The sequence below is a fragment of the Mycobacterium kiyosense genome, from assembly GCA_021654635.1.
Taxonomy (GTDB): domain Bacteria; phylum Actinomycetota; class Actinomycetes; order Mycobacteriales; family Mycobacteriaceae; genus Mycobacterium; species Mycobacterium kiyosense.
On sequence record AP025179.1, the window covers coordinates 4,123,443 to 4,136,664 of the forward strand.

10 protein-coding genes and 1 pseudogene are annotated in these 13,222 nt (G+C 66.8%); 5 read left to right on the forward strand and 6 right to left on the reverse strand.

Features of this window, described 5'->3' with window-relative positions:
- Position 1: 1 nt before the first annotated feature.
- From L6444_RS19375 to L6444_RS19385, 3 genes and pseudogenes are all read right to left on the reverse strand, one after another.
- Positions 2–622 carry a vitamin K epoxide reductase family protein gene (locus L6444_RS19375; protein ID WP_236976628.1) on the reverse strand — a complete coding sequence of 207 codons (621 nt, stop codon included), beginning with the start codon at positions 620–622 and terminating at the stop codon, positions 2–4.
- 5 nt (positions 623–627) lie between these two features.
- Positions 628–1,386: a DsbA family protein gene (locus L6444_RS19380; protein ID WP_236976629.1), complete on the reverse strand. Its 759-nt coding sequence runs from the start codon at positions 1,384–1,386 to the stop codon at positions 628–630.
- A gap of 73 nt (positions 1,387–1,459) precedes the next feature.
- Positions 1,460–2,579 (reverse strand): annotated as a pseudogene (locus L6444_RS19385) (alpha/beta hydrolase).
- 209 nt (positions 2,580–2,788) lie between these two features.
- Here L6444_RS19385 and L6444_RS19390 point away from each other — a divergent pair.
- A complete protein-coding gene (locus L6444_RS19390; RefSeq protein ID WP_236984269.1) occupies positions 2,789–3,637 on the forward strand; it encodes an aldo/keto reductase in 849 nt (282 codons plus the stop codon).
- Between the two features lie 118 nt (positions 3,638–3,755).
- Here the strand turns inward: L6444_RS19390 and L6444_RS19395 are convergent, their stop codons facing one another.
- From L6444_RS19395 to L6444_RS19405, 3 genes are read right to left on the reverse strand one after another with little or no spacing between them, the layout of a single operon-like run.
- On the reverse strand, positions 3,756–4,469 hold the full coding sequence (locus L6444_RS19395; RefSeq protein ID WP_236976630.1) for an HNH endonuclease family protein: 714 nt from the start codon (positions 4,467–4,469) through the stop codon (positions 3,756–3,758).
- Entirely contained in the window at positions 4,466–6,718 is a 2,253-nt protein-coding gene (gene recG / locus L6444_RS19400; RefSeq protein WP_236976631.1) for an ATP-dependent DNA helicase RecG, read from the reverse strand. The genes L6444_RS19395 and recG overlap by 4 nt, the downstream gene beginning before the upstream one ends.
- Positions 6,718–8,358 carry a DAK2 domain-containing protein gene (locus L6444_RS19405; RefSeq protein ID WP_236984271.1) on the reverse strand — a complete coding sequence of 547 codons (1,641 nt, stop codon included), beginning with the start codon at positions 8,356–8,358 and terminating at the stop codon, positions 6,718–6,720. The genes recG and L6444_RS19405 overlap by 1 nt, the downstream gene beginning before the upstream one ends.
- A 359-nt stretch (positions 8,359–8,717) precedes the next feature.
- Between L6444_RS19405 and rpmB the strand changes: the two genes are divergently transcribed.
- The 4 genes from rpmB (at position 8,718) to L6444_RS19425 (ending at position 13,214) form a co-directional block, all read left to right on the forward strand.
- Complete coding sequence (rpmB, locus tag L6444_RS19410; protein ID WP_236976632.1) at positions 8,718–8,912, forward strand: 50S ribosomal protein L28; 195 nt, start codon at positions 8,718–8,720, stop codon at positions 8,910–8,912.
- Between the two features lie 331 nt (positions 8,913–9,243).
- The gene (locus L6444_RS19415; RefSeq protein ID WP_236976633.1) at positions 9,244–9,888 is read left to right on the forward strand and encodes a TetR/AcrR family transcriptional regulator; all 645 of its coding nucleotides are present in this window, start codon (positions 9,244–9,246) and stop codon (positions 9,886–9,888) included.
- A 39-nt stretch (positions 9,889–9,927) separates the two neighbouring features.
- Positions 9,928–10,362, forward strand: a complete 435-nt coding sequence (locus tag L6444_RS19420; RefSeq protein ID WP_236976635.1) for an MmpS family transport accessory protein — start codon at positions 9,928–9,930, stop codon at positions 10,360–10,362.
- Entirely contained in the window at positions 10,359–13,214 is a 2,856-nt protein-coding gene (locus tag L6444_RS19425; RefSeq protein ID WP_236976637.1) for an MMPL/RND family transporter, read from the forward strand. Before L6444_RS19420 ends, L6444_RS19425 begins: the two co-directional genes overlap by 4 nt.
- Positions 13,215–13,222 lie beyond the last annotated feature (8 nt).

Genomic DNA, 13,222 nt, shown 5'->3' on the forward strand with positions numbered 1-13,222 from the left:
CTCAGATGAGCGTCGACCAATAATTCCAGAACCGGACCATGATCAGCAGGAACACGGCGGTGAACCAGAACGTCACCAGTGACCACCGCCAGCCGAAAAGCAACCGCGGCACGGCACCCGAGTCGGCGCGCGGACGCGCCAGGATCGACAGCACCACCACCAGCAACGTCACGGTGACCGCCCAGACCACCATGCAATAGGGGCACAGCGCCCCGATGCGGTACAGACTCTGGAAGATCAGCCAGTGCACCAGGCCCGTGCCGACCAGCAGCCCGGCCGCCAGTCCACTCCAATACCATTGCGGCAGCGATACTTTCGCGACGGCCAGTACCCCGGTAACCACTACGACGGTGAATCCCGCGATGCCCAGCAGCGGGTTGGGGAAACCCAGCAGCGAAGCCTGCGGTGTCACCATCACCGAACCGCACGACAGGATCGGGTTGATGTTGCAGGACGGCACGTACGAAGAATTGCGCAGCAGCTCGATCTTCTCGATCGTCAGCGTGACCGAGGCGATCAACCCGATCACACCGCCGATCAGCACCCACCACGCGCTGAGCACGGGCACGAAAAGCGCCGGCCCACCGGTTACCTCAGCTGGTGCGGCTGGTTCTTCGGACACGGTCCTCAGGATTTCGCCGCCGCGGCGACCTCGTCGATACCGGGAACGTTGCCGACGATTCCCTTGATCTTGTCGACCAGCGCCGCCGGCGTCGACCATTGGTACTCGGTGCCGTTGATCCTGACCGTCGGCGTTCCCTGAATGTTGTTGGCGGCCGCCAAACCGGTCACCTTGGAGATGTACTTGCCGCTGTTGATGCAGTCCGGCACCTTGCCCGACACGCCGGCCTGGCGGGCGATCTCGATCAACCGCGCGTTGTCGGGGAACTTCGTGCCCGTCTCGGACGGCTGGATGTCCTGGCTGTACAGCGCCTCATGGAACCGGCGGAACGCTTCGATGGACTCGTCGGCGACGCAGTAGCCGGCCGCGGCCGCCCGCGACGAATAGTTCTGGGTGTGCGCACTGTCCAGGATGGTGACCATGGTGTAGTCGGCGGCGATCGCGCCGATGTCAATCAGCTTGGAGACGGTGGGCCCGAAGCTGCGCTCGAAGTTGCCGCACGCCGGGCACAGGAAGTCTTCGAAAAACTGGATCTCGGCCTTGGGTTTGCCGTTGTCGGTGACCAGCTTGCTCGAGGTGACGACGACGGCGCCGTTGGCGTCGACCGGCCCGTTTTTGTGCTGCTTGGAGATGACGATGTAGGAGACCAGGGCCACCGCGAAGATCACCACGATCGCGGTGCCGGCGATCTGGATGAGGCGGCCGGATTTGCCGTCGGCGGACTTCAGGTCGAGTCGCGCGGGGCGCTTTGGTTTGTCGGCCACAGGTTCCTCACGTTCGTTGGCGGCACCCGCTGAGCGGGCGCTTCTAGAGTACCGACGCGGCTGCCGGCACAGGTCAGGACCGGCTCAGGTGTGCTCGCAGCGCCGAGATCAGTTCCGTCGTGGCCGCGGAACTGTCACCGCCGAGCTGGAACAGGTTGGCGAAGCCGTGCGTCAGCGAACCCAGGTAGCGCAGGTCCACCGGGGTTCCGGCGGCACGCAACGCGGCGGCGTAGTCCTGACCCTCGTCTCGCAGCGGGTCGAATCCGGCGACCGCGATCAACGCGGGCGCCAGCCCGGACAGCGACTCGGCCCGCGCCGGCGATACCCGCGGATCCGTCGGGTCGATGCCGGAGTTGCGCAGGTACTGCGCGGTGAACCAGTCGATGTCGCGTCTGGTCAGCAGGAAGCCGCGCGCGAACAGGCTCAGCGAGCGGGTCTGCGCGGTGAAATCGGTCCGCGGATAGATCAGCCACTGCAGCACCGGGGCAGGTTCGCCGTTGTCCCGGGCCAGCCGGGCTGACCACGGCGGCCAGATTGCCGCCGGCGCTGTCCCCGCCCACCGCCACCCGCCCGGGGATGGCGCCGAGTTGTTCGGCGTGCTCCCAGGCCCACCGGAACGCGGCGTAGACGTCGTCGATCGCGGCCGGCGCCGCATGCTCCGGTGCCAGCCGATAGTCGACCGACAGGACGTGGATGCCCGCGTCGCGACAGGTCAGCCGGCACAGGCCGTCGTGGGTGTCCAGGTCGCCGAGGGCGAAGCCACCGCCGTGGTAGAAGACCAGCAGCGGGGTCGGCGCGTCCGACGGCGGGCGGTAGTGCCGCGCCGGGATAGCCCCGGCCGGACCGGGCAGCGTGATGTCTTCGACCTCGACGTGAATCTGCGGACCCGGCATGTCGGCCATGCTTTGGCGCATGAATGCCCGCGAGGCAGCGACGTCGTCGTCGACCACGAGGCCGTCGACGCCGACGGCCCGCAACCCGGTCAGCATCAGCTGCAGGGTCGGGTCCAGGGTGTTGCCGTCGATGATGACCGAGCGACCGCGGGTCAGCAGCCGCTTGGCACCGACCGGAATCCACGGGATGACCTTGACGCCCGCGGCGGTGACGGTGTGCTGCACCCGACCTATCCAGCCGTTCTGTTCGCCGGTAGCTCCCGGATGGAGGTCCGGCGCGCCTGGCAGACTCTTGGTCATCGGCCACTCCCTCGAAAATTGGCTTACCCGCCCTCGGGTCCCGTACCCCGCGACAACTGTACGGACACGTAGCGACGCATTGGTTAGGTGGCGTATTCAACTCGGTAGTATGTGGTGCCCGAGTCGGCCACCAGTGCAACGCCGTCTTGGTCTAGATCTGAAAAACCGTCAATTTTCATAGGTTCGAATTCAATAGGTAGGTGATGACGTTGACTGGCGAGTCGGGCGCCGCTTCGATCCCCTCGATAGCCCTCAATGACGAGAACACCATGCCGGTGCTCGGTCTTGGTACCGCGGAGCTGTCGGAGGACGAGACCGAACGCGCGGTGTCCGCGGCGCTGGAGGTGGGCTGCCGGCTCATCGACACCGCGGCCGCCTACGGCAACGAGGCTGCGGTGGGCCGCGCGATCGCGGCCTCGGGCATTCCGCGCGCCGAGTTGTTCGTCACCACCAAGCTGGCCACCGCCGAACAGGGTTTCCAGAGCTCGCAGGACGCCTGCCTGCGCAGCCTGGAACGGCTCGGCCTGGACTACGTCGACCTCTACCTGATTCACTGGCCGGCCGCATCGCTGGGCAAATATGTGGACTCCTTCGGCGGGCTCATCCAGTCCCGCGGCAACGAGCACGCCCGCTCGATCGGGGTCTCCAACTTCACCGCCGAGCATTTGTCGATGGTCATCGACCTGACGTTCGTCACGCCGGCCGTCAACCAGATCGAGCTGCACCCGCTGCTCAACCAGCAGGAGCTGCGCGGCTCGAATGCCGAGCACGAGGTGGTGACGCAGTCCTACACGCCGCTGGCCCTGGGCAAGCTGAACGACAACCCGACGGTCACCTCGATCGCGGCCGAGTACGGCAAGACACCGTCTCAGGTGTTGTTGCGGTGGAACGTGCAGCTGGGCAATTCGGTTGTTTTCCGGTCGGCCAAGCCCGAGCACATCGCCAGCAATCTGGACGTGTTCGGATTCGAACTGGCCACCGAGCACATGGACGCGTTGAACGGGCTGGACGACGGCACCCGGTTCCGTCCGGACCCGGACACCTACGCCGGAGCCTGATTTTTTTCCGCCGATCTGTCCTCGCCGACGGTGAACGGCGCGACGCCCCACCGGCGCGTCACGTCGTTGAATTCACTCACGGCCGGACGGTCGGCCGGACGGGGGCCGGCCGGCGGGGTCAGCCGGCGGGGCAGGTGGCCGCGGCCTGACGCAACACCACGCTGGACGGCAGATCCACCGGCAACCCGTAACCGCGCAGTACCGCGATGAACTGCATGCCGTACTGGCACGCAAACGCCGCATTGGGCGGCATCCACTGCGCCGGCGGCGAATCGCCCTTGTCCTGATTGGCCTGCCCCTGCACGGCCAGGAGGTTGGCCGGGTCGTTGGCGAAGCGCTTACGCTCGGCGGCCGGCCACGCGTAGGCGCCCATGTCCCAGGCGTAGGACAGCGGGACGATGTGGTCGATCTGCACCGCTTCGCCCACTTTGGCGCCGCGCTGGAAGGCGACGACGGTGTTGGTGTACGGGTCGTGCAGGGTCCCGGTGGCCACCGCGTCGGGGCACCGCTTGGTGAACACATGGGTGATGTCCACCAGGTCGCGGTTGAGGATGTCGTCGCGGGTGTCGCAGCCGTTGTGGCCCAGCGGGGCGTCGTTGTCGTCGTCCCACGCCGGGCCGTATGCGACCCGCAGGTAGTCGTACCGGCGAACCCGCAACGGCACCACTGCGATGCCGGCCAGCACGTCCTCGCCGGGCTGCACGGTCGGCACGTCGGCGCGCGCGGCGAATTCGTCGGCGTGCCGGGACGCGGCGGATCCCAGCGTCTGGTACGCGACCACCAGCGCCAGCGCGGCCACCGCCGCCAGCCACAGCAGCACCTTGCGCGTCATGACTTGTCCAGGTACTCGATCTGATCGGTGTCGGTGAAACGCGCTGCCAGCGAGACCAGTCCGGCGTCGGCGGGGTTCGCGGCGTAGGCGGCGACGCAGAAGTCGCGGGCGGCCACGATGTAGGCCTCGTGCTCGGCCAGCGACAGCAGGCGCAGCGTGATCGGGCGACCGGACTGGTTGCGGCCCAGCACGTCTCCTTCCTTGCGTTCTTTGAGATCCAGGTTGGCCAGCTTGAATCCGTCCAGCGTGCCGGCTACGTCGTTGAGTCGTTGCGCCGCAACCGATCCCGGCGAGGTCCAGCTGGCCAGCAGGCACAGGCCGGCGTCCTTGCCGCGGCCGATGCGGCCGCGCAGCTGGTGCAGCTGGCTGATGCCGAACCGGTCGGCGTCGAGCACCAACATGACGGTGGCGTTGGGTACGTCCACGCCCACCTCGATCACCGTGGTGCACACCAGCACGTCGAGGTCGCCGGCGCGGAAGGCGGTCATGACGGCCTCCTTCTCGTCTGCCGAGAGCCGACCGTGCATGAGGCCCAGCCGCAACCCCGCCAACTCTGCGCGCTGCAGCCGCGCGAACATGCCTACGGCGGTTGTCGTCTGCCGGCCACCGTCTTCGGCTTGGAAGGACTCGTCGTCCTCGTCGATGCGGGGCGCCACCACGTAGGCCTGGTGCCCCGCGGCGACCTCTTCCCGGATCCGCTGCCAGGCCCGGTCCAGCCAGGCCGGCTTGTCCTTGACCAGGATCACCCGGGTGGTGATCGGCTGCCGCCCCCGGGGCAGCTCCCGCAGCGTCGCGATCTCCAGGTCGCCGTACACGGTGAGCGCGACGGTGCGCGGTATCGGCGTCGCGGTCATCACCAGCAGATGCGGGGTGATACCGGCAGGGGCTTTGGCGCGCAACTGATCTCGCTGCTCGACACCGAAGCGGTGCTGTTCGTCGACCACCACCATGCCCAGCTTGTGGAACTCCACCGATTCCTGCAGCAGCGCGTGAGTGCCGATGACGATGCCGGCCTGCCCGCTCGCGATCTCGGCCCGCGCCTGCTTCTTCTGCGCCGCCGTCATGGACCCGGTGAGCAGCGACACCCGGGTGGCGTTTTCCGCACCACCCAGCTGACCGCCCATCGCCAACGGCCCCAGCATTGCGCTGGTCGACAGAAGATGTTGTGCGGCAAGAACTTCCGTGGGAGCCAGCAGCGCGCACTGGTAGCCGGCGTCGACCATCTGCAACATGGCCAGCAACGCCACGATGGTCTTGCCCGACCCGACCTCGCCCTGCAGCAGCCGGTTCAGCGGGCGGGTGGACGCCATCTCACCGGACAGCACGTCCAGCACCTCCCGCTGCCCCGCGGTCAGCTCGAAAGGCAACCGTGCCAGTAACTCCGCTGCCAGGCCGTCGGCGCGAGGTGGTGCCGGCGGGCCCGATTCGGACAGCTCGCCGTGCCGGCGGGCCACCAGCGCCCACTGCAGCCCGACGGCCTCGTCGAAGGTCAACCGCTGCCGGGCACGCTCGCGCAGGGACTTGTCCTCGGAGAGATGAATCGCGCGCAACGCTTCGTCCTCGGAGATAAGCCCATGCGCGGCAAGCAGATCCGCGGGCAGCGGATCTGGCACCGGATCCAGCACGGCCAGCGCCTGGCGCACACAGCGGAAGATGTCCCAGGTCTGCAGTTTCGTGCTGGCCGGATAGATCGGGTAGAAGCTCCGCTCGAACTCCTCCATCGCCAACTCGCCGCTGACGGCCTGCGATGCGTCGGCGATGTTGCGCAGCGATCTGGTGCCGTGGTTCTTGCCGTCCGGCGAGTCGAGGATGAGGAAGGCCGGATGGGTGAGCTGCATGACCCCGTTGAAGTAGCCAACCTCGCCGGACAGCATCACCCTGGTCTTGGGAGTGAGCTGGGTGCTGATCCAGCCTGCGTTGAAGAATGTGGCCGTCACCTTGTTGCGGCCGGTACCGACGGTGATGCGATGAAATTTCTGCGGCTTGCGCTTCTGTCTCGGGTCGTCATTCTTCGTCTTGTTGTTCTTCATCTCCTTGGTCACCGCGTCCGAGATGACGTCGACGATGGTGATGTGCTGGCCGGCCTCGGGGCGTTCGTCCGCGGCGCCCCGCACCTGGGCGCCCTCCACGTAGCTGCGCGGGTAGTGCCGCAGCAGGTCGCCGACGGTGCGGATGCCGAACACCTCGTCGAGCCGATCGGCGGATTTGCCGCCGATGGCGAGGTCGAGACGATCGTCGAGGCAGACCACTACTCCACCCCGATCAGCAGCACGTCGCCGCGGTGGCCGGTGCGGTAGACCACCAGCTCACTGCCGGGGTGGTGGTCGTGCATGTGCCGTTCCAGCACCTCCTCGATGACAGCGGCCTGCTGGTCGCCGAGACCGGTGCCGACCAGCACGGTGATCAGATCCCCGCCGGACGCCATCAGCAGATCGAGCAGGCCGATCGCCGCCGCGGCGACGTCGCCGGCCACGATCAGCACCTCGTCCCCGGCGATGCCCAGCCCGTCCCCTGCCTTGCAGGGCCCGGCCCAGGTCAGCGCGTTCTCGGTGGCCAGCCGGACCGATCCGTGCCGGGCCGCCCCGGCGGCACGGGCCATGGTGTAGCCGTCGTCGACGGCTTGGCGGCCGGGATCGTGCACGGCCAGCGCGGCCAGCCCCTGCACCATCGAACCCGTGGGCACCGGCACCACGTCTACACCCCAGCCGATCGCCGCGGTACATCCCGCCACCAGCTCCTCGGCCGCTACGTAGCCGTTGGGCAGCACGATGACCTGCGCGGCGCCGCTGTCGACGACGGCGCGCACCAGTTGGTGGGCGCTGATGCCCGCACCGGGATCCTCCGGGGCCGGCCGCAGCACGCAGGCGCCCTCTCCGGCGAACAACGCCTCGGCCCCGTCGCCGTCGACGACGGCAACCACCGCACGTTCGCGGGTCCAGCTGCCTGCGGGTAGGCCGGTGGCCCCCGAACTGAGCGCCGAGACGACGATCCGGCTCAACTGGCCGGCGGCGATGCCGGCCTGGATGGCGGCGCCGGCGTCGTCGGTGTGGACGTGCACGGAGTGACTGTCCGGCGGCGCGGCGGCGATGGCCACCGAGTCACCCAACTCCGCCAGCCTCTCCCGCAGGGTGTCCGCCGCGGCCTCGTCGGCACCGGTCAGCTGGTACATCACCTCGAACTGCGGCGCCCGGCGGCGGACCGCCCCACCGACGGCCGCCGATCGCGGTGCCGGCTCGTAGACCGGCCGGGCGGGCGCTGCGCCGGTGATCGTCGAACACAGCGAATCCAGCAGGACCAACAGGCCCCGCCCCCCGGCGTCCACCACGCCGGCGTCGGCCAGGACGTCGAGTTGCTCGGTGGTCTTCTCCAGCGCCACCACCGCGGCGTCGCAGGCAGCGACGACGGTGCGACCCAGGCTTTCGCCGTCGGCGGCACGCTGGGTGGCCGCACCGGCGGCCGCCCGCAGCACCGAGACGATGGTGCCCGGCACCTCGTCGCCGCCCATGGAGGTGACCACCAGTTCGACGCCGCGCCACAGTGCGGCCGCCAGGGTCTCCGCGTCGATCGCCGCCAGTGCGCCCCCGGCGGCCGCGTGCGCCGTCGCGTCGGCCAGACCGCGCAGGATCTGCGACAGGATCACCCCCGAGTTGCCGCGGGCGCCGTTGAGCGCGCCCGCCGACAACGCGGCCGCCACCCGGTCCACGTCCCGGCTGCCGCGGCTGGCTTCGGCATCGGCCTCGGCCAGCGCGGAACGCATGGTGAACAGCATGTTTGCACCGGTGTCGGAGTCGGCGACGGGGAACACGTTGAGCCGGTTGATCTCGTCGATGTGGGTGATCAGGTCGCTCACCACGGTGTGCGCCCAGTCCCGCAGGGCCGGGCCGTCCAGCCGGCGGTCCCGGTCCCGATCCCGGCCCAGATCCTCGTTGACCAACCCGACCCCACCTCCTCCGCCGTGCTCGACTGGGCTTGACGGTGCTCAAGCGCGCTTGACCGGGCGATTTCCGAGGCCCCGATGCGCGCTAGCGTAACCTCGGGCCCGCCGGCCCGTGAGCCAGCCGAAAGCCTATCCAGCCGGGCCGACAGCACTGGTCACCGTCGGTCGAGGTGGCGCCGGCCGTTTTGGATAATGCCTACTGAAGTCGGTATTGTGGGACGGCCTGGGTCAGCCCGGGCTACTTCCGGCTCAGGCCGGCCGACCCGACGGGCGTCGCCGGACCCCAGCAACAGACTTGAGGAGTTAGAACCATGGCCGCTGTGTGCGATATCTGCGGGAAAGGCCCCGGCTTCGGTAAGTCGGTGTCGCACTCCCACCGGCGCACCAGCCGCCGGTGGGACCCCAACGTCCAGACCGTGCACGCCGTGACCCGCCCCGGCGGCAACAAGCAGCGGCTCAACGTCTGCACCTCGTGCATCAAGGCTGGCAAGGTCACCCGCGGCTGATCGCTTCTCAGCCGAATCGGCCTACGATCACAAACGGGCCAGAAATATAGCCATCCAACGGCTCTGATTCAGCTGTCGCTGAATTCGTCACCGGCACCTTGCCGACCGACTTGTACCGGCTGTCCCAGCCGGATTTCACAATTCCCGCCACGACCTTCCCGTGCGTGTTAACATTCGGAACCGATATTCGCATTCACATTAGGAAGGGCCAGTCGCTGGTTGTCGGACCGCGCCGCAAGCCAGCCTGAATATCAGTTATACGAACGTTTTTGGCCTTTGCACCGACACGCGTGCGGACTGGCCACCATGTTTACCCGAGGGGAAGCCGCGAATGGTCGGGGAAGCCGGGGAAGCGAAGTCCCAATTCCGCCCACCGCAGCAAGCGCGCAGTCGGGCCGCGCTGCAACGGCTACTCGCCTCCGCCGAAGAGGTGCTGGTCAACGAGGGATTCGAAGAGTTCACGATCGCCCGCGTCGCCGAACACGCCGGAGTCTCCGTCGGCGGCGTCTACCGGCGCTTCGCCGGCAAGGAAGATCTGATCGAAGCGATCCGCCGAGACCTCGCCGAACGACTCGAGCTGGCGGTGGCCGAAGGCCTGGACACCGCGCCGCCGTCCCTGCAGGGTGTCGTCAACGCGTTCGCTGCCGCACTGAGCGAAACTCTCGAGGAAAGTGGCCGAGTCATTCCCGCGGTGCTCGCCGGTGGTCACCGGGTCGATCCGCCGGAGGACGGCCTGCGCACCGTCAACGCGCTGCGGCGACGGTTCCTCGACGCCGCCGCCGCCCACCGCGAACAGATCCGCCACCCCGATCCAGATACGGCGCTGGACATCGCGTTCCGCAGCGTCATCGCGGCCGGGGCGCACCGCGCTGCCGCATCACCGTGGTGGCCCGACGGCCTGACCTGGCGGCAGTGGGCCGACGAGATCGCCCGGATGTGTTTGGCCTATCTCACCGCTGAGCATGAAATTGATTGATCTACACAGTGATCGGGACCAATCGAAACGAGGGTTCGCATGGCGAGGAAGCTCAGCCGGTACTGGCTGATGTGGGTGGTGCTGGTATCGCTCGCGATCGGAGTGTTCGTGGTCTACCGGATGCGCGGGGTTTTCGGATCCGACAACGAGATCACCCGCCAGGGATCGGGGATAGCCAACGACGCGAAGCCGTTCAACCCCAAGCGAGTGACCTACGAAGTGTTCGGGCCGGCCGGCTCGGTCGCCACGATCAATTACCTTGACCTGTCGGCGAATCCGCAAAGCATCAAACAGGCGCCCCTCCCCTGGACGCTCACGCTCACCACCACAGCGCCGGCTACCAGCCCAATCCTGTTGGCGCAGGGTAACTCCGAGACCATCACCTGTCGGATCACCGTCGACGACAAGGTCAAAGACGAGAAGACCGCTGAGGGCGTGGACGCGTTCACCTTCTGCCAGGTGAAGTCGGCATGAACGCAACCGGCGCCCGACCGCTCATTCCCCGCTTCATCCACCCGTGCGCGATTCCGCTGCTGCTGGGATGGGTGGCGCTGACCGTGCTGCTCAATGTGGCGGTGCCCTCCCTGGAGGAGGTGGGCCAGGAACACTCGGTGTCACTGAGCCCGGACGACGCGCCCTCGATGGCAGCCATGAAACACATCGGACACGTCTTTGCCGAGTCCAACTCCGACGCGTCGGCGATGATCGTGCTCGAAGGCGACCAACCGCTCGGCGACGAGGCGCACCGCTTCTACGCCGACCTGGTCGGCAAGCTCAAGGCCGACAAAGCCCACATCGAGCACGTGCAGGATTTCTGGGGAGACCCACTGACCGCGGCCGGAGCCCAAAGCGGCGACGGCAAAGCCACTTACGTACAACTCAACCTGGTCGGAAACCAAGGCGAGGCACGGGCCAACGACTCCATCGCGGCCGTCCGCAATATCATCGCCAGCACACCACCGCCGGCCGGCGTACACATCTACGTCACCGGCGCAACCGCGCTGACCGCCGACCAGCACAAGGTCGGGGACAAGAGTCTGAAGCTCGTCACGGCGATCACCATGGTGGTCATCCTGCTCAGCCTGTTCATGGTTTATCGCTCCGTCCGCACCGTATTGCTCGTCCTGGCGATGGTGGTCCTGGAAGTCGCCGTCGCACGGGGTGCAGTGGCCGCCCTCGGGCACTACAACGTGATCGGGCTGTCGACGTTCTCGGTGAACCTGCTGACCATGCTGGGTATCGCGGCCGGGACCGACTACGCGATCTTCGTCCTGGGCCGCTACCACGAGGCGCGCGGCGCCGGCGAAGACCGCGAAACCGCTTTCTACACAATGTATCGCGGCACCGCCCACGTCATCCTCGGCTCGGGACTGACGATCGCCGGCGCGACGTTCTGCCTGCACTTCACCCGGCTGCCCTATTTCCAGACGTTGGGCGTTCCTCTGGCGATCGGCATCACGGTGGCGGTGCTCGCCTCCCTGACCATGGCACCGGCGGCACTGGTGGTCGGCAGTCGATTCGGGCTCTTCGAGCCCAAACGTGCTGCTCGGACACGTGGTTGGCGTCGGGTAGGCACTGCCGTGGTCCGCTGGCCGGGTCCGATCCTGGCGGCGACCCTGGCGCTGGCGCTGATCGGATTGATCGCGCTGCCCGGCTACAAGACCAGCTACAACGACCGCAAGTACATGCCCAGAAGCATCCAGGCGATGCAGGGGTTCGACGCCGCCGACCGGCACTTCTCCCAGGCCCGGATGAATCCGGAAATCATGATGGTCCAGACCGATCAGGATCTGCGCAATTCCGCCAACATGCTGATCGTCGAACACATTGCCCGCAACGTCTTTCACACTCCGGGTATCGCCCGCGTCCAAACCATCACTCGTCCGCTGGGCACCCCGATCGACCACACCTCCATCCCCTATCAGATCGGCATGCAGAGCGTGGGCCAGCAGTTGACGCGCGACTACATGCAGTCGCAGATGGATCAGATGGTGGTGATGGCCGATCAGATGGCCACCATGATCACCACCATGGAGACCATGCTCGGGATCATGAAAGAGATGACCGGCGTCATGCACACCATGGTCGGACAGATGAAAACCATGGTGGCCGAGATGAACGACCTGCGCGACAAGATCGCCGACTTCGACGATTTCTTCCGGCCGATCCGTAGCTATTTCTATTGGGAGAAACACTGTTTCGACATCCCGGTGTGCGCGACGATGCGGTCGGTCTTCGATGCTCTGGACGGCATCGACCAGCTCAGCGAACAGATCGGCGACCTGATGCCGCAGATGGAAAAGCTCGACGTCATCATGCCCGAGATGCTGAAACTGATGACGCCGATGGTCGGGATGATGAAGTCGATGCACACCATGATGCTGTCGATGCACTCCACGATGGCCGGGATGCAGGACCAGCAGGCGGCCGCCGCGGGCAAGGGCGGCAACGCGATGGGTCAGGCTTTCGACACGTCCAAGAACGACGACTCGTTCTATCTGCCGCCGGAAGTGTTCGACAATCCCGACTTCAAACGCGGCATGGACATGTTCATCTCACCGGACGGAAAAGCGGTGCGCTTCATCATCTCTCACCTCGGTGACCCGGCCACCCCCGAAGGGATCGCCCATATCGACGCGATACGCAACGCCGCGTTCGAAGCCATCAAGGGAACGCCGCTGGAAAACGCCCGCATCTACATCGCGGGCACCGCGGCCACCGCCAAGGATATGAAAGAGGGCTCCACCTACGACCTGCTGATCGCCGGAATCGGTGCGCTGATCCTGATCTTCATCGTCATGCTGATCCTGACTCGCGCCGTCATTGCCGCGGCGGTCATCGTCGGGACGGTCCTGCTGTCACTCGGCGCGTCGTTCGGGCTATCGGTACTCATCTGGCAGTACATCCTGAGATTCGACTTGCACTGGATGATCATGGCGATGGCCGTCATCATCCTGCTGGCGGTCGGATCCGATTACAACCTGCTGCTGGTGTCCCGATTCAAGGAAGAGATCCACGCCGGAATCAAGACCGGCATCATCCGGTCGATGGCCGGCACCGGCGCGGTCGTCACCTCGGCCGGACTGGTGTTCGCCTTCACCATGATCTCGATGGGTGCCAGCGCGCTGGTGATGCTCGCACAGTTCGGCACCACCGTCGGGATGGGCCTGCTGTTCGACACGCTGATCGTGCGGTCGTTCATGACACCGGCGATCGCCGCGCTGCTGGGCCGCTGGTTCTGGTGGCCGCAACGGGTGCGCACCCGGCCGTTGCGAACCACTACCGCACCTCACCAGACACCGGACCGGCAGACCCTATCGGTATAGCGGCGGAT

Excerpts from the sequence above, each read along its gene's own strand:
- L6444_RS19395 (WP_236976630.1), bottom strand. The coding sequence starts at position 4,469 with ATGACGCGCAAGGTGCTGCTGTGGCTGGCGGCGGTGGCCGCGCTGGCG.
- L6444_RS19420 (WP_236976635.1), top strand. The coding sequence starts at position 9,928 with ATGGCGAGGAAGCTCAGCCGGTACTGGCTGATGTGGGTGGTGCTGGTA.
- L6444_RS19415 (WP_236976633.1), top strand. The coding sequence starts at position 9,244 with ATGGTCGGGGAAGCCGGGGAAGCGAAGTCCCAATTCCGCCCACCGCAG.
- rpmB (WP_236976632.1), top strand. The coding sequence starts at position 8,718 with ATGGCCGCTGTGTGCGATATCTGCGGGAAAGGCCCCGGCTTCGGTAAG.
- L6444_RS19425 (WP_236976637.1), top strand. The coding sequence starts at position 10,359 with ATGAACGCAACCGGCGCCCGACCGCTCATTCCCCGCTTCATCCACCCG.